Genomic DNA, 19,023 nt, shown 5'->3' with positions numbered 1-19,023 from the left:
CTTCCCCTCGTACCGGCCGTACGCCGACCGTACGACCGTCAGCCGCTGCCCGCCGTCGACGGGTCTTGGTCACCGCTCCTCACAAACGCCGTCGGCCCCGGTGGACGAGGTCCACCGGGGCCGACGAGCGCACAGCGCAGGATCAGCGCTTGGAGTACTGCGGTGCCTTGCGGGCCTTCTTGAGACCGGCCTTCTTGCGCTCGACGACGCGGGCGTCGCGAGTGAGGAAGCCGGCCTTCTTCAGCGCGGGGCGGTTGTGCTCGGCGTCGATCGCGTTGAGCGCGCGCGCGATCGCCAGGCGCAGCGCGCCGGCCTGGCCCGAGGAGCCGCCGCCCGTGATGCGGGCGACGACGTCGAAGCGACCCTCGACGTCGACCAGCTTCAGCGGGGAGTTGACGAGCTGCTGGTGGACCTTGTTCGGGAAGTAGTCCTCGAGCGTGCGCCCGTTGACCTTCCAGGTGCCGGTGCCGGGGACGAGGCGCACGCGCGCCACGGCCTCCTTGCGGCGGCCCAGGGCCTGGCCGGGGGCGGTGATGCTCTGGCCGCGGCCCGTGGGGGCGGCGGACTCGGAGGTGTAGGTGCTGGGCGTCTCGTCGCCCAGGGTGTCGGTGTCGACGGTGGTCTCGGCCACGGGTGGTGTCCTCGCGTCTCTCTGTGCGCTACGCCTGGGCGGCGATTACTGCGCGACCTGGGTGATCTCGAACGGCTTCGGCTGCTGAGCGGCGTGCGGGTGCTCGGCACCCGCGTAGACCTTCAGCTTGCCGAACTGGGCGCGACCGAGGGTCGTCTTGGGGAGCATGCCCCGGACGGCCTTCTCGACGGCACGCTCGGGGTGCTTGTCGAGCAGGTCGCCGTAGGCGACGGCACGCAGACCACCCGGGTAACCGGAGTGGTTGTAGGCCATCTTCTGCTCGCGCTTGTTGCCGCTCAGGGCGACCTTGCCGGCGTTGATGACGATGACGAAGTCACCGCCGTCGACGTGCGGAGCGAAGGTCGGCTTGTGCTTGCCGCGCAGCAGGGTGGCCACGTGGGTGGCCAGGCGGCCCAGGACGACGTCGGTCGCGTCGATGACGTACCAGTCGCGCTGGACGTCGCCGGGCTTCGGGGTGTACGTACGCACGGTCGTAGCCTTCGTTTCTGTCTCAGGATGTCTTCTTCGACCGCTGAAGCGTGCGGCCGAGAGGGCAGGTCGTTGCGCGGCGGGCTCGGTCGACACCCGCTCCTTGGCCGGCAGCGAGTGGGCGCGCTAGCGACACGGGTGTCGTGAGATGAGCACAACGACTCACCAGACTACCCGCGAGGCAGGCCGCCGGTCAAAGCGGCCGGGCGCTCCCGGACGCACGTCTCGCAGCGCGTCGAGCGGGCCTCGTGGACGCAGCCGGGGCAGTACAGGCGCAGGGTCCGGCAGCTCGGGTCGGCGCAGTTCTCGTACTTCGCCGTCGGCGCCCCGCACGCCGTGCACGCGCCGAGCGGCGTCGACCCCGGGCCGAGCTCGACGTGCATGCGCTCGTCGAACACGTAGAGCGACCCCTCCCACAGCCCCTGCGAGCCGAACACCTCGCCGTAGCGCACGACGCCGCCGTCGAGCTGGTACACCTCCTCGAACCCGCGGGCGCGCAGCAGGGCCGACAGCACCTCGCACCGCACGCCCCCCGTGCAGTACGTGACGACGGGCCGCCCCTTGAGGTCGTCGTAGCGGCCCGAGTCGATCTCGGCGACGAAGTCCCGCGTGGTCGCGACGTCGGGCACGACGGCCCCGCGGAAGCGGCCGATGGCCGCCTCGAACGCGTTGCGGCCGTCGAGCATCACGACGTCGTCGCCGCGCTCCTCGACGAGGTCGTGCAGGGCCTGCGGGCTCAGCCGCTCCCCGCCGCCGACGACGCCGTGCTCGTCGACCCGGACCTCGTCCGGCACGCCGAACGCGACGAGCTCGGGGCGCACCTTGACGGACAGGCGCGGGAAGTCGCGGCCCGTGCCGTCGGACCACTTGACGTCGACGCCCTCGAAGCCCGGGTACCGGCGCGTCGTCTTCACGTACTGCTTGAGGTCCTCGACCGTCCCGCCGAGGGTCGCGTTGATCCCGTGCTCCGACACGATCACGCGACCCGTGAGGTGCCACCGCTCCCCCAGCGCCTGCTGCCAGAGCTGCACGGCACGCGGGTCCCGCACCGGCGTGAAGGCGTAGAAGAGCACGATCTTGTGGACGGCCATGCCCACCAGGATAGGGAGGGCTAGCGCGCCCGACGGACGCGCTCGACGTCCCAGACCGGCTCCGGTGCCTCGACGACCTCGCCGTCCTCGCGGAACACGAGGAACCGGTCGAAGCCGCGCGCGAACCACCGGTCGTGCGTCACCGCGAGCACGGTGCCCTGGAAGGCCGCGAGCCCCGCCTCGAGCGCCTCCGCCGAGTGCAGGTCGAGGTTGTCGGTCGGCTCGTCGAGCAGGAGCAGCGTCGCGCCGTCGAGCTCGAGGAGCAGGATCTGGAAGCGCGCCTGCTGGCCGCCCGAGAGCGTCTCGAAGCGCTGCTCGGCCTGGCCCACGAGCTCGTACCGGTCGAGCGCCCGGCTCGCGCCCTCGCGACCCATGCCCGCCCGGTGCCCCTCACCGCGGTGGAGGATCTCCAGCAGCGTGCGCCCCCGCAGCTCCGGGTGGTCGTGGTTCTGCGCGAACCACCCCGGCCGCACCCGCGACCCGAGCACGGCCCGGCCCGTGTGCGCCACGGGAGCGGGCGCCGCCGGGCCGCCGGCGACGTCGTCGGGCACGGTGCCCGGCTCGGGGTCGCTCCCGCCAGCGGCGAGGAGGCGCAGGAAGTGCGACTTCCCGGAGCCGTTCGAGCCGAGCACCGCGACGCGCTCGCCGAAGAACACCTCGACGTCGAACGGCTTCATGAGCCCCGTGAGCTCGAGCCGCTCGCACGTCACCGCGCGCTTGGCCGTCCGCCCGCCCGTGAGCCGCACGGTCACGTTCTGGTCGCGCGCGACGACCTCGGGACGCCCCGCCTCCTCGAACTTGCGCAGGCGCGTGCGCGCGGCCTGGTACCGGCTCGCGAGGCCGTCGTTGAACGCGGCCTTCGTCTTGAGCGTCCGCACGAGCTCCTGGAGCTTGGCGTGCTCCTCGTCCCAGCGGCGCGCGAGCTCGGCGAGCCGGTCGCGCCGGTCCGCACGGGCCTGGGCGTACGTCGCGAAGCCGCCGCCGTGCACCCACACCGTGCCGCCGCCCGGCGTCGGCTCGAGCGTCGCGACCTGGGTCGCGGTGCGCGACAGCAGCTCGCGGTCGTGGGACACGAAGAGGACCGTCTTGGACGACGCGACGAGCCGCTCCTCGAGCCAGCGCTTCGTCGGCACGTCGAGGTGGTTGTCCGGCTCGTCGAGCAGCAGGACCTCCTCGGGCCCACGCAGCAGGGCCGTGAGCGCGAGCCGCTTCTGCTCGCCCCCGGACAGCGACCGCACGTCGCGCCACTGCGCCTTCTCGAACGGGACCGACAGCACCTCGTCGGTCACCTCGTCCCAGCCGGCCTCGGCGTCGTAGCCGCCCACGTCCGCCCAGTCCACGAGGGCCTGGGCGTAGCGGAGCTGGGCGGGCTCGTCGTCGACCGTCATGATGTCGTGCTCGGCAGCCGCGAGCTCGAGCGCCGCCTCGCGGACGGCGGTCGGCGCGAGCCCGACGAGAAGGTCGCGCACCGTGCGGTCGTCGTCGATGCGGCCGACGTCCTGGCGCATCACCCCGAGCCCGCCGCTGCGCACGACGGCACCGCCGTGCGGGGCGACCTCACCGGTGACGATGCGCAGCAGCGTCGACTTCCCGACGCCGTTGGGCCCCACGAGCGCGACGCGCGCGCCGTCCGCGACCCGCAGGTCGACGCCGTCGAGCAGGGTGCGCCCGTCGGGCAGGTGATACGTGACGTCGCTGAGGTCGAGGTGTCCCACCCCGTCATGGTCCCCGACGTCGGCCGCGCGGTCACGCGCTTTGCGGACCCCGGCGTCCGGCACTTCGGCCGGGCCGACGCCACCCGCCGCCCGGCACCACGGCCGGCGGGCGCCGAGACGCGGGACGCCGGGTGGCGGGATGGCGGGTGGCGGGACGCCGGGATGGCGGGATGGCGGGACGGCTCAGCGCCGGCCGCCGCCGAGGAGGCCGCCCAGCCCGCCCAGGAGGTCGCCGAGACCGCCGCCGGCGCCCGACCCGCCGCCCAGGAGCCCGCCGAGGACGTCGCCCAGGCCGCCCCCGCCGGTCTGCGAGGCGCCCGGCCGCTCGCCCGCGCCCTTCCCCGCCGCGGTACCGCCCGCCGTGCCGCCTGAGGTGCCGGTCGGGACGCCGCCCGACGACCCGGCGCCGCCGAGCTGCTTCGCGAGGAAGGCCAGCGCGATCGGCGCGAGCGCGGGCAGCACCTTCGCGAGCAGGTCCTTGCCGGTGCCCGTCGACCGGGCGAGCTGCGCGACGACAGCCTGCTCGTTCTGCCCGAACACGTGCCCGACGATCTTGCGGCCGTCGTCGGTGTCGACGTCGTCGAGGTCGACGCCGCCCTCCACGAGCGCCGGGTCGTGCTGCGCGAGGGCCTCACCGAGCGACGCCGCGCCCGCCGGGTCCTGCGCGTTGGCGCGCAGCCCGCCCAGCAGCGCGGGCAGCGCCGCGCCCACCGCGCGCTGCGCCGTCGCCTCGTCGACGCCGAGCCGACCGGCGAGCTGGTCGAGCGGGACGGTGGACAGGATGTCGTCGATGCCGGCCATGGGGTCGTCCTCCGGTTCAGGGGTGCTCCAGCGGGTGCGCACCGGGGCGCGGTGCGGCCCCACCGTAGTCCCGGCCGGGCGCCCTCGCAGGCACTCGCGTCCGGGGCTGCGTCCGTCCCCGTGAGGTGCCAGGGTGGGACGCATGAGCGAAGACACCACCGCTACGAGCCCCGACCCGGAGACGGGCGCCGAGGGCGACACCGACCAGCTCCAGCCCGAGGAGACGCTCCTCGACCGCGGCGTGGACGACGTGCTCGACGAGGGCTACTCCCCGCCCGAGCGCCCCCGCTCGAACCACTTCGGCGAGACGCCGTGGGAAGAGGTGCACGGCGAGACGCTCGACCAGCGCCTCGCCGAGGAGGAGCCGGAGGAGTGGGAGCGCGACCCGGCCGAGCGGCCCGACGAGACCCGCGCGGGCCGCCTCGTCGCGGACCCCGACGCCCTCGACGGGCGCCAGAACGACACGTACGCCGACGACGAGGGGATCTCCGGGGGCGCCGCGGGCGCCGAGGAGGCCGCCGTCCACGTCGTCGAGGAGCCCTGAGAAGCCCTGAGGAAGCCCTGAGGGCGAGCGCCCGCCCGCGGCCGGCTCAGGCCGGCTCGCGGGGCGGCGCGTCCTCCCAGACGTCCTCCTCGTTCCGCACGGCGCGGATGCGGTCGGCACGCGCCGCGAGCTCCGCGTCGGGCGGGTAGGTGACCTCCTCGAGCACGAGCCCGTGCGCCGGCACGACGCCTGCCCCCGCGTCCCGGCGCCGGCTCGCGAGGAGCTCCGCCGGCCACCCGACGTCGCGGCGCCCCTCCCCCACGGCGAGCGACGCGCCGACGAGCGCGCGCACCATGTTGTGGCAGAACGCGTCCGCGCGGACGTGCGCGACCACGAGCCCCGCGTCGGGCCCGTCCGTCGGGCGCGACCACGACAGGAGCTGCAGCTCCCGGATCGTCGTCGCGCCGGGTCGCGGCTTGCAGAACGCCGCGAAGTCCCGCACCCCGAGCAGGGGCCGCACGGCGGCGTCCATCGCCGCGACGTCGAGCGGCCGCCGGTTCCACAGCACCCACTCCCGGCGCAGCGGGTCGCGCTGCGCCGGGTCGTCCGCGACGCGGTAGGTGTACGCGCGGTGCAGCGCGGAGAATCGGGCGTCGAACCCGGTCGGGGCCGGCGCGGCACGGTGCACGACGACGTCCCCCGGCAGCACGCCCCCCAGCCGCGCGACGAGCGCGTCCCCCGGCGCGCGGTCGGACCGGCCGGGCAGCGCCTCCCACTGCGCCCGCGTGAGGTCGACGTGCGCGACCTGCCCCCGCGCGTGCACGCCCGCGTCCGTGCGCCCCGCCACCGTGAGCCGCGGCGCCGCGCCCCGCAGGATCGTCGCGAGCCCGTCCTCGAGCGTGCCCTGCACGGTGCGCAGCGTCGGCTGCCGGGCCCAGCCGGCGAACGCCGTCCCCTGGTAGGCGAGGTCCAGGCGCACGCGCACGACGTCGTCCGGCACGTCGGGTCGCGGGGCGTCGGGGTCCGGGAGGGCGGGGTGCGGGACGGCGGTCACGGGAGTTCACCGTAGTCGCCCGCCCGTGCGCCGCGCGCGCCGCCGTGCCTACGCTGCCGCCCATGACCGGCGACCCGCACGACGTCCGCACCCTCGCCGTCGACTGCGGCGGGGGCGGCATCAAGGCGAACGTGCTCGACGCGTCGGGCACCGCGCACGCCGCGGCGGTGCGCGTCCCCACGCCCTACCCCCTCCCGCCCGACCTCCTCGTCGAGACGGTCGCGGGCATCGCGGCCACGCTGCCTCCCGCCGACCGCGTCACGGTGGGCATGCCCGGGATGATCCGGCGCGGAGTCGTCGTGCACACGCCCCACTACGTGACGCGCAGCGGGCCCCGCTCGCGCGTGGACCCCGCGCTCGTCGAGGCCTGGACGAGCTTCGACGTCCGCGCGGCGGTCGAGCGCCGGCTCGGCGTCCCGGCGCTCGTGCTCAACGACGCCGAGGTGCACGGCGCGGGCGTCGTCGCGGCGTCCGGGCTGGAGCTGGTGCTGACGCTGGGGACGGGGCTCGGCTCCGCGCTGTTCCACGGGGGCCGGCTCGCGCCGCACCTCGAGTGGTCGCGCGCCCCGGTGCGGCGGGGCACCACGTACGACGAGTACGTCGGCGAGCCCGAGCGCCGCCGCCTCGGCGACGGGCTCTGGTCGCGCCGGGTCCTCGCGGTCGTCGAGGGGCTGCGGCCCGTGTTCTGGTGGGACCGCCTCTACCTGGGCGGGGGCAACTCGCGGCGCATCACCCCGAGCGTCCTCGACCGGCTCGGCGACGACGTCGTCGTGGTGCCGAACTCGGCGGCCCTCGTCGGGGGCGCCCGCGCGTGGGACCTCCCGCCGGCCTGACGCCTCAGCGACCGGCCGCGCCGTCGCCCGGCGCCCCGTCCGCGGTGCGCGGCCTGGGCGCGGCCGCGGCGGGCTCGAGGAGGCCCGGTGGCGCGCCCTCGTCCCCGCCCCCCGGCGGCGCGCCCGCGGCGAGCGCGCCGTGCGCGTCGAGCAGGACGCGGTTGAACGCCACGGGCGCGTCCAGGCTCACCAGGTGCCGCGCGCCCGGGACGACGACGAGCCGGGCCGGGGCCCCGCCCGCGTGCGCCGCAGCGAGGAACCCGCGCTCCCCCAGCCGGAAGTGGTCCCAGCGCCCGTTGACGAGCCAGACCGGCGAGTCCGCCGCCGCGAGGGCCCGGACCGGGTCGACCGACCCCACCTCGCGCAGGATCGCGCTCATGACGTCGAGGGCGAACCCGCCGGCCGCGAGGTCGGCGGCGGCCTGGGCCGTCATCGCCCGGTCGACGAGCGCCTGGTTCAGCCCGGCTCCCCCGTCCGGGAGCCGCTCGATCCCGCGCGCGAGGACGAGCCAGCCGCCGCGCAGGCGCGTCGACGGCGGCGTCGAGCACGCGGCGGCGACGAGCCCCACGACGCGCTCGGGGTGCCGCGCGCGCGTCTCGATCGCGACGTAGCCCCCGAGCGACAGCCCGACGACGAGCGCGCGGCCGCCGACCTCGTCGATCCCGGACGCGACCGCCTCGACCGCGCCGTCGAGCGTGAACGCCTCGCCGCGCCGCACGCCGTGGCCCGGCAGGTCGACCGCGACGGCCCGCACACCGGCGCGACGCAGCGCCGCGAGCTGGTCGCGCCACATCGAGCGCGAGGTGCGCGACCCGTGCACGAGGACGACGGGCGGCCACGTCCCGGTCCCGGGCGACGCGTCGGTGGAGGTCACGGCTCGACCGTAGGCCCTGCTCCACGCGAGATCGACCCGAGGGGGCACGAGGCCGACCTCGGGCAGGCCGGTCTCCGCCGTCCGGGTCGAACCCGGCCGCTCGCTCGGCCCGTCCCGGCCCGACGGTGCCCCTCCCCCGGAGCGGCCGGGACGCGGCAGGCCAGGGACGCGGCAGGGCCGGAGACTCGGCAGAGCCGGAGACGCAGCAGGGCCCGGGACCGTACGGTCCCGGGCCCTGCGCGACGAGCCCCGGAGGGCTCGGGCGGGAAGAGGAGGCTCAGGCCTCCTTCTTCTCCTCCGTGGCGTCCTCGACGGGCGCGTCCTGGACGTCCTCGGCGGGAGCGTCCTCGACGGCGGCGTCCTCGACGGGCGCGTCCTCGACCTTGTCGGCCTTCTTGGACGGCTTGTCGGCCTTCTTCTTGCTCGCCTTCTCGGCAGCCTTCTCCGCCTCGCGGACGACGGCCTGCTTCGGGCTGACGGGCTCGGTCACGAGCTCGATCACCGCGAGGGGCGCGTTGTCGCCCTTGCGCGTGCCGACCTTCGTGATGCGCGTGTAGCCACCCTCACGCTCCGCCATCTGCGGGGCGATCTCGGTGAACAGCGTGTGCACCACGGACTTGTCGCGGACGACGCGCAGGACGCGACGGCGCGCGTGCAGGTCGCCGCGCTTGGCGAACGTGATGAGGCGCTCGGCCACCGGGCGCAGGCGCTTCGCCTTGGTCTCGGTGGTCGTGATGCGGCCGTGCTCGAAGAGCTGGGTGGACAGGTTCGCGAGCATCAGGCGCTCGTGAGCCGGTCCGCTGCCGAGCCGGGGGCCCTTGGCGGGGGTAGGCATGGGATGTGCTCCTTGGGAAGTGATCGCGCCGCAGGTGCGGACCCGGACGCGCTGAGGTGTCTAGAGCCGCAGGCTCAGTACTGCTGCTCGGTGTCCGAGAACGTCGCCTCGTCGTCGTCGCCGTCGTAGTACGCGGCGGCCGACGGGTCGAAGTCGAGCGGCGAGTCCTTGAGGGACAGGCCGAGCTCGGCGAGCTTCTCCTTCACCTCGTTGATGGACTTCGCACCGAAGTTGCGGATGTCCAGCAGGTCCGCCTCGCTGCGTGCGACGAGCTCGCCCACCTGGTGGATGCCCTCGCGCTTGAGGCAGTTGTACGAGCGGATCGTGAGGTTGAGCTCCTCGATCGGCAGCGCCAGGTCCGCGGCCAGGGCCGCGTCCGTCGGCGACGGACCGATCTCGATGCCCTCGGCCTCGACGTTGAGCTCGCGGGCGAGGCCGAAGAGCTCCACCAGCGTCTTGCCGGCCGACGCGAGCGCGTCGCGCGGCGAGATCGCCGGCTTCGTCTCGACGTCCACGACCAGCTTGTCGAAGTCCGTGCGCTGCTCGACACGCGTCGCCTCGACCTTGTAGGTCACCTTGAGGACCGGCGAGTAGATCGAGTCGACCGGGATCCGGCCGATCTCGGCGTCGAACGACTTGTTCTGCGAGGCCGAGACGTAGCCACGGCCGCGCTCGACGGTCAGCTCGATCTCGAGCTTGCCCTTGTCGTTGAGCGTGGCGATGTGCAGCTCGGGGTTGTGGACCTCCACACCCGCGGGCGGGACGATGTCCGCCGCGGTGACCGCACCAGCACCCTGCTTGCGCAGGTACATCACGACGGGCTCGTCGTTCTCCGAGGAGACGACGAGGTTCTTGATGTTGAGGATGACCTCGGTCACGTCCTCCTTCACACCCGGCACGGTGGTGAACTCGTGGAGCACACCGTCGATGCGGATGGAGGTGACCGCCGCGCCCGGGATGGACGACAGCAGCGTGCGACGCAGCGAGTTGCCGAGCGTGTAGCCGAAGCCGGGCTCCAGCGGCTCGATGGAGAAGCGCGAACGGTTCTCCGAGATGACCTCTTCGGTCAAGGTGGGGCGCTGTGCGATCAGCACTGGTGGTTTCCTTTCGGTGAGCGTCCGCCATATGACGCTGCACGGTTCAAGGCGAGGTGCGTGCCTGCGGCACGCGGCCCCGGCCGGGACTCTGTCCACCCGGCCGGGAAGGGTGCGTCGACCCCGTCAGGAGGCGGCTGCCCCGTGACGGGCGCCGTCGACGGGCTCGGCCGGTCGGTGACCGGGCGGCCCGTCGACGGCACGCCGACGACGAGGGTCAGACGCGACGACGCTTGGGCGGCCGGCACCCGTTGTGCGCCTGCGGCGTCACGTCCTGGATCGAGCCGACCTCGAGGCCGGCCGACTGCAGCGAGCGGATCGCCGTCTCGCGACCCGAGCCCGGGCCCTTGACGAAGACGTCGACCTTCTTCATGCCGTGCTCCTGCGCCTTGCGGGCAGCGGCCTCGGCCGCGAGGCCGGCGGCGAAGGGGGTCGACTTGCGGGAGCCCTTGAAGCCGACGTCGCCGCCGGAGGCCCACGCGATCACGGCGCCCGACGGGTCCGTGATCGACACGATCGTGTTGTTGAACGTGCTCTTGATGTGCGCCTGGCCGGCGGGGACGTTCTTCTTGTCCTTGCGACGAGGCTTGCGCCCAGCGGCGGCGCGAGTCTTGGGAGGCATGTCCTTCTTCTCTCCTGGTCTGAGGTGGTCTGACCGCGGGGATCTCCACCCGGCACGGGACGGACCGTGAGGTCCGCGTCAGTGCGCGAGCAGGGCCCGCCCTGCGGACTGGCTCAGCGGGCCTTCTTCTTGCCGGCCACGGTGCGCTTCGGTCCCTTGCGCGTACGCGCGTTGGTCTTCGTGCGCTGGCCGCGCACGGGCAGGCCGCGGCGGTGACGCAGGCCCTGGTAGGTGCCGATCTCGACCTTGCGGCGGATGTCGGCGGCCACCTCACGACGGAGGTCACCCTCGAGCTTGTAGTTGCCCTCGAGGTAGTCGCGGAGCGCGACGAGCTCGGCGTCGCCGAGGTCCTTCACGCGGGCGTCCGGGCTGATGCCGGTGGCGGCCAGCGTCTGCTGGGCGCGGGTACGGCCGACGCCGTAGATGTAGGTGAGCGCGACCTCGAGCCGCTTGTCGCGGGGGAGGTCGACGCCGATGAGACGTGCCATGTGCCTTTCGGCTCCTCGTGCTTCGTCGGAGGTCTGTCGCACCGCCCTCCCACGGGGAGCTCCGTGGGCCCCGGCCTCCGAGCCGGGGGTTCCCCTGCCTGTGGCGTTCTCCTCCCGGACTCGCGTCCGGGGTGCCGAGCAGGTTCGTGGTGGTGCGCTGGTGGCCGGCCGTCGTCGTGACGGGCGGCCTGGTGACCGCGGTCCCGGAGGACCGTCACCCGTGGCGCAGGTGAGGGCTCAGCCCTGGCGCTGCTTGTGCCGCAGGTTCTCGCAGATCACCATGACGCGACCGTGCCGGCGGATCACCTTGCACTTGTCGCAGATCTTCTTGACGCTGGGCTTGACCTTCATCTTCGTTCCCTCAGTGGTGCCCCGCTCCGGGCGCGACCGACGAGCGGCCCCGGTGGTCCCGGGTGCGAGGCGGGTGAGTGGGTGGACGCGTGACGACTACTTGTAGCGGTAGACGATCCGGCCGCGGGACAGGTCGTACGGGCTCAGCTCGACCACGACCCGGTCCTCGGGGAGGATCCGGATGTAGTGCTGGCGCATCTTGCCCGAAATGTGCGCGAGAACCTTGTGCCCGTTGGCCAGCTCCACGCGGAACATCGCGTTCGGCAGGGCCTCGACCACGCTGCCCTCGATCTCGATGACACCGTCCTTCTTTGCCATGTCCTCCGCTAACTCTCGTCTGAACTGCTAGGACTCCCGCGCACGCCCGACCCGAGGGTCGTCCGATCGTGGGAGGTGCGTGGAGCCGCGTGCGGTGGTCGGTCGCCCGGGTCCCGAGGGACGGGGGCCGGATGAACGACGTGCACGGACTACACCCGACAGACCATCCTACGGCATCCGGCAAGGGACGGGAAACCGTGGCGGGTCGTGCGCGCGGTGCGACGCGTCACTCCCCCGTCGCGCCGGGTGCCGTCGAGCGCTGCCGGACGGGAGCGAGGCGGCCCGCGACCGGCCGGTGCGCGGTCAGGCCGCGAGCGGTGCGACGCGCACGCCGAGCTCCGCGAGCTCCGCGGCGCCGCCGTCGGGCGCGGTGAGGACCCAGATGCCCTCGTCGAGGATCGCGACGCTGTGCTCCCAGTGCGCGGCACGGGTGCCGTCGTCCGTCACGACCGTCCAGTCGTCCTCGCACACCTCGGTGAACCGCTCGCCCCGCGTGAGCATCGGCTCGATCGCGAGGCACATGCCCGGGCGCAGCCGCGGGCCCTTCTCGCGCGTGCGGTAGTTCGGGACGTCCGGGGGCTGGTGCATCGCGGACCCGATCCCGTGGCCGACGTAGTCCTCGACGATGCCGTAGGTGACGCCGTCCGACTCCCCCGAGACACGCACCGAGTCCTCGATGGCGGCCCCGACGTCGCACAGCCGCTCGCTCGTCGCGAGCGCGGCGATCCCGGCCCACATGGCGCGGCGCGTGGCCTCGACGAGCGCCTCGTCGTGCGGGTCGCCCTCACCGAGCACGAACGAGACCGCCGAGTCACCGTGCCAGCCGTCGACGACGGCCCCGCAGTCGACGGAGACGACGTCCCCCGGGCGCAGCTCCCGCGGCCCGGGGATGCCGTGGACGACCTCGTCGTTCACCGACACGCAGAGCGACGCCGGGTAGCCCTCGTACCCGAGGAACGACGGCGTCGCCCCGGCGTCGGCGATGACCGCGGCGGCGAGCGCGTCGAGGTCGGCGGTCGTCATGCCCGGTCGGACGGCGTCGCGCACCGTCCCGAGCGCGCGCGCCACGACGAGGCCGGCGCTGCGCATGGACCGGACCTGGTCGTGCGTCTTGTACTCGATGCGCTCGCGACCGAACACCCTGCTGCTCCTCAGAACCGACCGAAAGACGTGCGGGCGCTCAGCCGACGAGCGCGGTCAGCGCCGACACGATGCGGCCGGTGACCTCGTCGATGTCGCCGATCCCGTCGACCCGCACCAGCAGGCCGCGGTCCGCGTAGGCGGAGGTGAGCGGCGCCGTCTGCTCCGCGTAGATGTCGAGGCGGCGCGCGATGGCCTCCTCCGTGTCGTCCTCGCGACCCTCGATCTCCGCGCGCTTCGCGAGGCGCGCGAGCAGCTCGTCGCGGTCCGCGGTGAGCTCCACGACGCCGTCCAGCGCGACGCCCAGGTCGGCGAGGATCGCGTCGAGCTCGACGACCTGGGCCGCGTTGCGCGGGTAGCCGTCGAGGATGAACCCCTGCGCGGCGTCGTCCTGCGCGAGACGGTCGCGGACCATCGCGTTCGTCACCGAGTCGGGGACGAGGTCGCCCTTCGCGGTGTACTCCTGCGCGAGGCGGCCGAGCTCCGTGCCGCCCTTGATGTTCGCCCGGAAGATGTCGCCGGTCGAGATCGCCGGGATGGACAGCTGCTCGGCGAGCCGGGCGGCCTGCGTCCCCTTGCCCGCGCCCTGCGGGCCCATGATGACGAGGCGCGTGGGGCGCGCGGCGGACTGGCCGTCGGTGGCGTTGCTCAACGGAGGAACCCTTCGTAGTGGCGCTGCTGCAGCTGGGAGTTGATCTGCTTGACCGTCTCCAGGCCGACGCCGACGACGATGATGATCGAGGAGCCACCGAACGGGATGTTCGTGCTCACGCCGAGCCCGATGAGGACCAGCGTCGGCAGCAGTGCGACGAGCGCGAGGTAGATGGCACCCGCGGAGGTGATGCGGGTGATGACGTAGTCGAGGTACTCGGCGGTGGGCCGGCCGGCACGGATGCCCGGGATGAAGCCGCCGTACTTCTTCATGTTGTCCGCGACCTCGTCCGGGTTGAACGTGATCGACGTGTAGAAGAAGCAGAAGAACAGGATCATCAGCACGTACAGCAGGATGTGCAGCGGCGCGGACGGGTCGGCCAGGTTGGTGCTGATCCAGATCACCCAGTCGGCGCTCTGGTCGCCGAACTGCGCGATGAGGCCCGGGACCGCGAGCAGCGAGGCCGCGAAGATCACCGGGATGACACCCGCCATGTTGATCTTGATCGGGATGTAGGTGCTCGAGCCGCCGTACATGCGGCGACCGACCATGCGCTTGGCGTACTGCACCGGCACGCGGCGCTGGGACTGCTCGACGAACACGACCAGCCCGATGACGAGCACGATGACCGCGATCATGATGATGAAGTTCGTCGCGCCGTTCGCGCCGCCGGCGATCGACCACAGTGCGGTCGGGAAGCTCGCGGCGATGGACGTGAAGATGAGCAGCGACATGCCGTTGCCGACGCCGCGCTCCGTGATGAGCTCGCCGAGCCACATGATGAGACCGGTGCCCGCGGTCATCGTGATGACCATGAGGGCCATCGTGACGAAGCTGGCGTCCGGGATGACGTCGACGGAGCAGCCCTGGAAGAGCAGGCCGTTGCGCGCCGTCGTGATGACGGTCGTCGACTGGAGGATGGCGAGCGCGATCGTCAGGTAGCGCGTGTACTGCGTCAGCTTCGCCTGGCCCGACTGGCCCTCCTTGTGGAGCGCCTCGAAGCGAGGGATCACGACGCGCAGCAGCTGGACGATGATGCTCGCGGTGATGTACGGCATGATGCCGAGCGCGAAGATCGACAGCTGGAGCAGCGCGCCGCCGCTGAAGAGGTTGACCAGGCTAAGCAGGTCGTTGCCGTCGGCGGTCTCCGCGATGCACTGCTGCACGTTGGGGTAGTCCACGCCGGGCGTGGGGATGAACGACCCCACCCGGAAGATCGCCATGATCGCGATCGTGAACAGCAGCTTGCGCCGCAGGTCGGGCGTCCGGAAAGCCCGGGCGAATGCGCTGAGCACCTATCCTCCTGGCCCGCCGAGGCGGGATGTCGTGTCGCCGGGAGGCCCGGCGAGGTGTGACGCACGGCACGGGCGCCAAGAGGCACCCTAGCCGTAGCGCCGCGTCGAACGGCAAGTCGGTCCCGATCACCGGACGGGCCGGCCGTGGACCTGGGAGTGACGGCGGTCACCCCCGGGGTGCGGGGAGACAGCCGTCGGAGAGTCTAGACCGTGGTGCGCTGCCGGACGGACCACGGGTCGTGCAGGGAGGCGCCCTCAGACGCGGACAGGGCCGACGGCGCGTACGCGCCACCGGCCCTGTCCAGGGGTGTCAGTCCTCCGAGACCGAACCGCCGGCCGCGAGGATCTTCTCGCGAGCCGCGCCCGAGAGGGCGTCGACCGCGACCTCGAGCTTGACGGTGATCTCACCCGTGCCGAGCACCTTGACGAGCTGGCCCTTGCGGACCGCGCCCTTCGCGACGAGGTCCTCGACGGTGACCTGGCCACCCTCGGGGTACAGCGCCGCGAGCTTGTCCAGGTTCACGACCTGGTACTCGGTGCGGAACGGGTTCTTGAAGCCGCGCAGCTTCGGGAGGCGCATGTGCAGAGGCATCTGCCCACCCTCGAAGCGCTCGGGAACCTGGTAACGAGCCTTCGTACCCTTGGTACCGCGGCCCGCCGTCTTACCCTTCGACGCCTCACCACGACCCACGCGGGTCTTGGCCTTCTTGGCGCCGGGAGCCGGACGCAGGTGGTGGACCTTGAGCGTGCCGCCGGCACCCTCGGTCTGCGCGGGGGTCTGCTCGGCCTTCGCCGGAGCAGACGCCTTCGCAGCGGTCTTCTTCTTCGGAGCCTCGGCGGTCTCCTTGGTGGCCTTCTCAGCCATGGTCACTCGACCTCCTCAACGGTGACGAGGTGCGCCACCGTCGCGACCATGCCGCGGATCTCCGGGCGGTCCTCCTTCACGGCGGTGTCGCCGATCCGCTTGAGGCCCAGAGTGCGCAGCGTGTCGCGCTGGTTCTGCTTGCCGCCGATGGCGGACTTCGTCTGGGTCACCTTGAGCCTGGCCATCAGGCGTTCACCCCCGCAGCACGGGCACGCAGGAGCGCGGCCGGGGCCACGTCCTCGAGCGGGAGACCACGGCGCGCGGCGACAGCCTCAGGCTGCTCCAGGTTGCGCAGGGCCTCGACGGTCGCGTGCACGATGTTGATCGCGTTGGACGAGCCGAGCGACTTGCTCAGCACGTCGTGGATGCCCGCGCACTCCAGCACGGCGCGCACCGGACCACCGGCGATCACACCGGTACCCGGAGCGGCCGGACGGAGGAACACGACGCCGGCGGCGGCCTCACCCTGGATGGGGTGCGGGATGGTGCCCTGGATGCGCGGGACCTTGAAGAAGTTCTTCTTGGCCTCCTCGACACCCTTGGCGATCGCCGCGGGCACCTCCTTCGCCTTGCCGTAGCCGACGCCGACGGTGCCGTCGCCGTCGCCCACCACGACGAGCGCGGTGAAGCTGAAGCGGCGGCCGCCCTTGACGACCTTGGAGACGCGGTTGATGGTGACGACGCGCTCGACGAAGGCGTTCTTCTCGGCTGCGTCGCCACGGCGACCGTCGCGACGGTCACCGCGACGGTCGTCGCGGCGCCCCCCGCGCGCGTTCTGGTCGCTCGACTCGTTGGCGGCACCCGTGGGGGCGCCGGTGTTGCTGCGCTGCCCTGCAGCCATCAGAGAATCCTTTGCTTCCGTGTGGGGATGGTCGGCGTCGTCACAGGGACAGACCGCCCTCGCGAGCGCCGTCGGCGACCGCAGCGACCCGACCGTGGTACTTGTTGCCGCCACGGTCGAAGACGACGGAGTCGACGCCCTTGGCCTTCGCACGCTCGGCGACGAGCTCGCCGACCTTGCGGGCCTTGGCGCTCTTGTCGCCGTCGAGCGCACGCAGGTCCGCCTCGAGCGACGAGGCCGACGCGAGCGTCTGACCGATCGTGTCGTCCACGACCTGAGCCGTGATGTGACGCGTGGAACGCGTCACCACGAGGCGCGGACGACCGGCGGTCCCCTTGATCTTCTTGCGCAGGCGCAGGTGCCGGCGCTGACGCGCGACGGCCTTGCCCTTGCCGAGAACCTTCAGAGCCATCGTTACTTACCAGCCTTTCCAGCCTTGCGGCGGACGACCTCGCCGGCGTAACGCACACCCTTGCCCTTGTACGGCTCGGGCTTGCGGATCTTGCGGATGTTCGCTGCGATCTCGCCGACCTGCTGCTTGTCGATGCCGGAGACCGAGAACTTCGTCGGGCTCTCGACCGCGAACGTGATGCCCGCGGGCGGGGTCACGACGACCGGGTGGCTGAAGCCGAGGGCGAACTCGAGGTCCGAGCCCTTGGCCGTCACGCGGTAACCGGTGCCGACGATCTCGAGCTTCTTCTCGTAGCCCTGCGTCACGCCCTGGACGAGGTTCGCCAGGAGGGTGCGGGTCAGGCCGTGCAGCGCGCGGGACTCGCGCTCGTCGTTCGGGCGCGACACCACGAGGGTGCCGTCCTCCTGAGCGACCTGGATGGGGGCGGGCACGTGGTGCTCGAGCGAGCCCTTGGGGCCCTTCACGGTCACGAGCGCGCCGCTGATGGTGACGTCCACTCCGGCGGGAACCGGAACGGGGATCTTGCCGATTCGAGACATGGCGTATCTCCTTTCCGGGTTACCAGACGTAGGCGAGGACTTCGCCGCCCACGCCCTTCGTGGCGGCCTGCTTGTCGGTGAGCAGACCGGAGGACGTGGACAGGATCGCCACGCCCAGGCCGCCGAGAACCTTCGGCAGCTCGGTGGACTTGACGTACTTGCGCAGGCCGGGCTTCGACACGCGGCGCACGCCGGCGAGGCTGCGCTCACGGTTCGGGCCGAACTTGAGCTGGATGGTGAGGTTCTTGCCCACCGTCGCGTCCTCGACGCTCCAGCCGGAGATGTAGCCCTCGGCCTGGAGGATCTCGGCAATGTGCGACTTCAGCTTCGAGTACGGCATGGTCACCGTCTCGTGGTAAGCCGAGTTCGCGTTCCGCAGACGCGTCAGCATGTCTGCGATCGGGTCGGTCATCGTCATCGGGCTCTAGCCCTTCCTCGACGTGGTATCCGGGCGGGGCGCGTCGAGCGACGCGCTCCGCCAGGACCTACGACGTAGTTGTTACCAGCTGCTCTTGGTGACGCCCGGAAGCTCACCACGGTGGGCCATCTCGCGCACGCAGATGCGGCACAGGCCGAACTTGCGGTACACCGAGTGCGGGCGACCGCACTTCTGGCACCGGGTGTAGGCGCGGACCGCGAACTTCGGCTTGGCGGCCGCCTTGTTGATCAGGGCCTTCTTCGCCATGTCAGTTCTCCTTGAAGGGGAAGCCGAGACGGCGCAGCAGGGAGCGGCCCTCGTCATCGGTCGTCGCCGTGGTCACGATCGTGATGTCCATACCGCGGACACGGTCGATCTTGTCCTGGTCGATCTCGTGGAACATCGACTGCTCCGTGAGACCGAACGTGTAGTTGCCGTTCCCGTCGAACTGCTTGGGCGACAGGCCGCGGAAGTCGCGGATGCGCGGCAGGGCGATCGACAGCAGGCGGTCCAGGAACTCCCACATGCGGTCGCCGCGCAGCGTGACGTGCGCGCCGATCGGCATGCCCTCGCGCAGCTTGAACTGCGCGATGGACTTGCGGGCCTTGGTCACCTGCGGCTTCTGGCCGGTGATCGCGGACAGGTCGCGGATGGCGCCCTCGATGAGCTTCGAGTCCTTGGCGGCGTCACCGACACCCATGTTCACGACGATCTTCGTGACGCGGGCGACCTGGTTGACGTTCTCGTGCCCGAACTCCTCGCGCAGACCGGCGACGATCTCCTCGCGGTAGCGCTGCTTCAGGCGGGGCACCTCGGGGGCGACGATCTCGGTGCTCATCAGATGTCCTTCCCGGAGCGCTTGGCGACACGCACGCGCACGGTGCGCTTGCGGCCGTCACGCTCGACCTCTTCGGTGCGGTACCCGACGCGGGTGCCCTTCTTGGTCTCCGGGTCGACGACCATCACGTTGCTGATGTGGATCGGGGCCTCGACGGTCTCGATCCCACCGGTCCGCGTGCCGCGCTGCGACTGGCCGACCTTGGTGTGCTTGGTGACGCGCTGGACGCCCTCGACGATGACGCGGTCACGGTCGGTGAGCACCTCGAGGACGCGCCCCTGCTTGCCCTTGTCCTTGCCCGCGATGACGACGACGAGGTCGCCCTTCTTGATCTTGGCCATGG

General features: G+C 72.3%; 27 protein-coding genes. 2 read left to right on the top strand and 25 right to left on the bottom strand.

The annotated features are described in order from the left end of the window. Positions 1-142: 142 nt before the first annotated feature. The 5 genes from rpsI to BXA05_RS20710 form a co-directional block, all read right to left on the bottom strand. Positions 143-631: a 30S ribosomal protein S9 gene (gene rpsI / locus BXA05_RS11535; protein WP_021479846.1), complete on the bottom strand. Its 489-nt coding sequence runs from the start codon at positions 629-631 to the stop codon at positions 143-145. Positions 632-676: 45 nt separating this feature from the next. Then, the gene (rplM, locus tag BXA05_RS11530; RefSeq protein ID WP_021479847.1) at positions 677-1,120 is read right to left on the bottom strand and encodes a 50S ribosomal protein L13; all 444 of its coding nucleotides are present in this window, start codon (positions 1,118-1,120) and stop codon (positions 677-679) included. Between the two features lie 170 nt (positions 1,121-1,290). Beyond that, complete coding sequence (gene trhO, locus BXA05_RS11525) at positions 1,291-2,211, bottom strand: oxygen-dependent tRNA uridine(34) hydroxylase TrhO (protein ID WP_083711825.1); 921 nt, start codon at positions 2,209-2,211, stop codon at positions 1,291-1,293. A gap of 20 nt (positions 2,212-2,231) precedes the next feature. Next, positions 2,232-3,926, bottom strand: coding sequence for an ABC-F family ATP-binding cassette domain-containing protein (locus BXA05_RS11520; protein ID WP_074808910.1), 1,695 nt, complete (start codon positions 3,924-3,926; stop codon positions 2,232-2,234). Positions 3,927-4,109: 183 nt separating this feature from the next. Further along, a complete protein-coding gene (locus BXA05_RS20710) occupies positions 4,110-4,727 on the bottom strand; it encodes a DUF937 domain-containing protein (protein ID WP_076405084.1) in 618 nt (205 codons plus the stop codon). A gap of 142 nt (positions 4,728-4,869) precedes the next feature. On the opposite strand from BXA05_RS20710, the gene BXA05_RS11510 reads away from it, so the two are divergent. Continuing rightward, the gene (locus tag BXA05_RS11510; RefSeq protein ID WP_043652004.1) at positions 4,870-5,271 is read left to right on the top strand and encodes a DUF5709 domain-containing protein; all 402 of its coding nucleotides are present in this window, start codon (positions 4,870-4,872) and stop codon (positions 5,269-5,271) included. Between the two features lie 46 nt (positions 5,272-5,317). Here the strand turns inward: BXA05_RS11510 and truA are convergent, their stop codons facing one another. Beyond that, positions 5,318-6,211 (bottom strand): tRNA pseudouridine(38-40) synthase TruA, encoded by an 894-nt coding sequence (gene truA, locus BXA05_RS11505; RefSeq protein ID WP_076405313.1) that lies wholly within the window; start codon positions 6,209-6,211, stop codon positions 5,318-5,320. A gap of 116 nt (positions 6,212-6,327) precedes the next feature. Between truA and BXA05_RS11500 the strand changes: the two genes are divergently transcribed. Further along, positions 6,328-7,098: an ROK family protein gene (locus BXA05_RS11500; RefSeq protein WP_034654905.1), complete on the top strand. Its 771-nt coding sequence runs from the start codon at positions 6,328-6,330 to the stop codon at positions 7,096-7,098. 4 nt (positions 7,099-7,102) lie between these two features. Here BXA05_RS11500 and BXA05_RS11495 read toward each other — a convergent pair whose 3' ends face one another. The 19 genes from BXA05_RS11495 to rplX form a co-directional block, all read right to left on the bottom strand. Continuing rightward, positions 7,103-7,972, bottom strand: a complete 870-nt coding sequence (locus tag BXA05_RS11495; protein WP_244550445.1) for an alpha/beta fold hydrolase — start codon at positions 7,970-7,972, stop codon at positions 7,103-7,105. A 277-nt stretch (positions 7,973-8,249) separates the two neighbouring features. After that, on the bottom strand, positions 8,250-8,807 hold the full coding sequence (gene rplQ / locus BXA05_RS11490; protein ID WP_021479761.1) for a 50S ribosomal protein L17: 558 nt from the start codon (positions 8,805-8,807) through the stop codon (positions 8,250-8,252). Between the two features lie 74 nt (positions 8,808-8,881). Next, positions 8,882-9,901 (bottom strand): DNA-directed RNA polymerase subunit alpha, encoded by a 1,020-nt coding sequence (locus BXA05_RS11485; protein WP_021479760.1) that lies wholly within the window; start codon positions 9,899-9,901, stop codon positions 8,882-8,884. Positions 9,902-10,118: 217 nt separating this feature from the next. Continuing rightward, positions 10,119-10,523: a 30S ribosomal protein S11 gene (rpsK, locus tag BXA05_RS11480; RefSeq protein ID WP_021479759.1), complete on the bottom strand. Its 405-nt coding sequence runs from the start codon at positions 10,521-10,523 to the stop codon at positions 10,119-10,121. A gap of 113 nt (positions 10,524-10,636) precedes the next feature. Beyond that, complete coding sequence (gene rpsM, locus BXA05_RS11475; protein WP_021479758.1) at positions 10,637-11,011, bottom strand: 30S ribosomal protein S13; 375 nt, start codon at positions 11,009-11,011, stop codon at positions 10,637-10,639. Positions 11,012-11,248: 237 nt separating this feature from the next. Continuing rightward, positions 11,249-11,362, bottom strand: a complete 114-nt coding sequence (gene rpmJ, locus BXA05_RS11470; RefSeq protein WP_009740505.1) for a 50S ribosomal protein L36 — start codon at positions 11,360-11,362, stop codon at positions 11,249-11,251. 96 nt (positions 11,363-11,458) lie between these two features. Continuing rightward, positions 11,459-11,680 carry a translation initiation factor IF-1 gene (gene infA / locus BXA05_RS11465; protein WP_012867920.1) on the bottom strand — a complete coding sequence of 74 codons (222 nt, stop codon included), beginning with the start codon at positions 11,678-11,680 and terminating at the stop codon, positions 11,459-11,461. A 303-nt stretch (positions 11,681-11,983) separates the two neighbouring features. Then, positions 11,984-12,820, bottom strand: coding sequence for a type I methionyl aminopeptidase (gene map / locus BXA05_RS11460; RefSeq protein WP_061268495.1), 837 nt, complete (start codon positions 12,818-12,820; stop codon positions 11,984-11,986). A gap of 40 nt (positions 12,821-12,860) precedes the next feature. Then, on the bottom strand, positions 12,861-13,472 hold the full coding sequence (locus tag BXA05_RS11455) for an adenylate kinase (protein ID WP_280174310.1): 612 nt from the start codon (positions 13,470-13,472) through the stop codon (positions 12,861-12,863). Beyond that, positions 13,469-14,767, bottom strand: coding sequence for a preprotein translocase subunit SecY (gene secY / locus BXA05_RS11450; RefSeq protein ID WP_021480441.1), 1,299 nt, complete (start codon positions 14,765-14,767; stop codon positions 13,469-13,471). The genes BXA05_RS11455 and secY overlap by 4 nt, the downstream gene beginning before the upstream one ends. A gap of 310 nt (positions 14,768-15,077) precedes the next feature. Continuing rightward, positions 15,078-15,632 (bottom strand): 50S ribosomal protein L15, encoded by a 555-nt coding sequence (rplO, locus tag BXA05_RS11445; RefSeq protein ID WP_074808895.1) that lies wholly within the window; start codon positions 15,630-15,632, stop codon positions 15,078-15,080. 2 nt (positions 15,633-15,634) lie between these two features. Continuing rightward, the gene (gene rpmD, locus BXA05_RS11440) at positions 15,635-15,817 is read right to left on the bottom strand and encodes a 50S ribosomal protein L30 (protein WP_021480439.1); all 183 of its coding nucleotides are present in this window, start codon (positions 15,815-15,817) and stop codon (positions 15,635-15,637) included. Next, on the bottom strand, positions 15,817-16,473 hold the full coding sequence (gene rpsE, locus BXA05_RS11435; RefSeq protein ID WP_021480438.1) for a 30S ribosomal protein S5: 657 nt from the start codon (positions 16,471-16,473) through the stop codon (positions 15,817-15,819). Before rpsE ends, rpmD begins: the two co-directional genes overlap by 1 nt. Positions 16,474-16,513: 40 nt before the next feature. Beyond that, a complete protein-coding gene (rplR, locus tag BXA05_RS11430) occupies positions 16,514-16,885 on the bottom strand; it encodes a 50S ribosomal protein L18 (protein ID WP_021480437.1) in 372 nt (123 codons plus the stop codon). A 2-nt stretch (positions 16,886-16,887) separates the two neighbouring features. Then, positions 16,888-17,424, bottom strand: a complete 537-nt coding sequence (gene rplF / locus BXA05_RS11425) for a 50S ribosomal protein L6 (RefSeq protein WP_021480436.1) — start codon at positions 17,422-17,424, stop codon at positions 16,888-16,890. Positions 17,425-17,443: 19 nt separating this feature from the next. Continuing rightward, positions 17,444-17,842: a 30S ribosomal protein S8 gene (rpsH, locus tag BXA05_RS11420; RefSeq protein WP_021480435.1), complete on the bottom strand. Its 399-nt coding sequence runs from the start codon at positions 17,840-17,842 to the stop codon at positions 17,444-17,446. Positions 17,843-17,923: 81 nt separating this feature from the next. Next, positions 17,924-18,109: a type Z 30S ribosomal protein S14 gene (locus tag BXA05_RS11415; protein WP_021480434.1), complete on the bottom strand. Its 186-nt coding sequence runs from the start codon at positions 18,107-18,109 to the stop codon at positions 17,924-17,926. A 1-nt stretch (position 18,110) separates the two neighbouring features. Continuing rightward, positions 18,111-18,680, bottom strand: a complete 570-nt coding sequence (rplE, locus tag BXA05_RS11410) for a 50S ribosomal protein L5 (RefSeq protein WP_021480433.1) — start codon at positions 18,678-18,680, stop codon at positions 18,111-18,113. Then, a complete protein-coding gene (gene rplX / locus BXA05_RS11405) occupies positions 18,680-19,021 on the bottom strand; it encodes a 50S ribosomal protein L24 (RefSeq protein WP_021480432.1) in 342 nt (113 codons plus the stop codon). The genes rplE and rplX overlap by 1 nt, the downstream gene beginning before the upstream one ends. Positions 19,022-19,023: the final 2 nt, after the last annotated feature.

Source organism: Cellulosimicrobium funkei, from assembly GCF_900155925.1.
Taxonomy (GTDB): domain Bacteria; phylum Actinomycetota; class Actinomycetes; order Actinomycetales; family Cellulomonadaceae; genus Cellulosimicrobium; species Cellulosimicrobium funkei.
The sequence above is the reverse complement of the archived record's forward strand: the minus strand, read 5'-3'. Positions and strand labels throughout refer to the sequence as shown.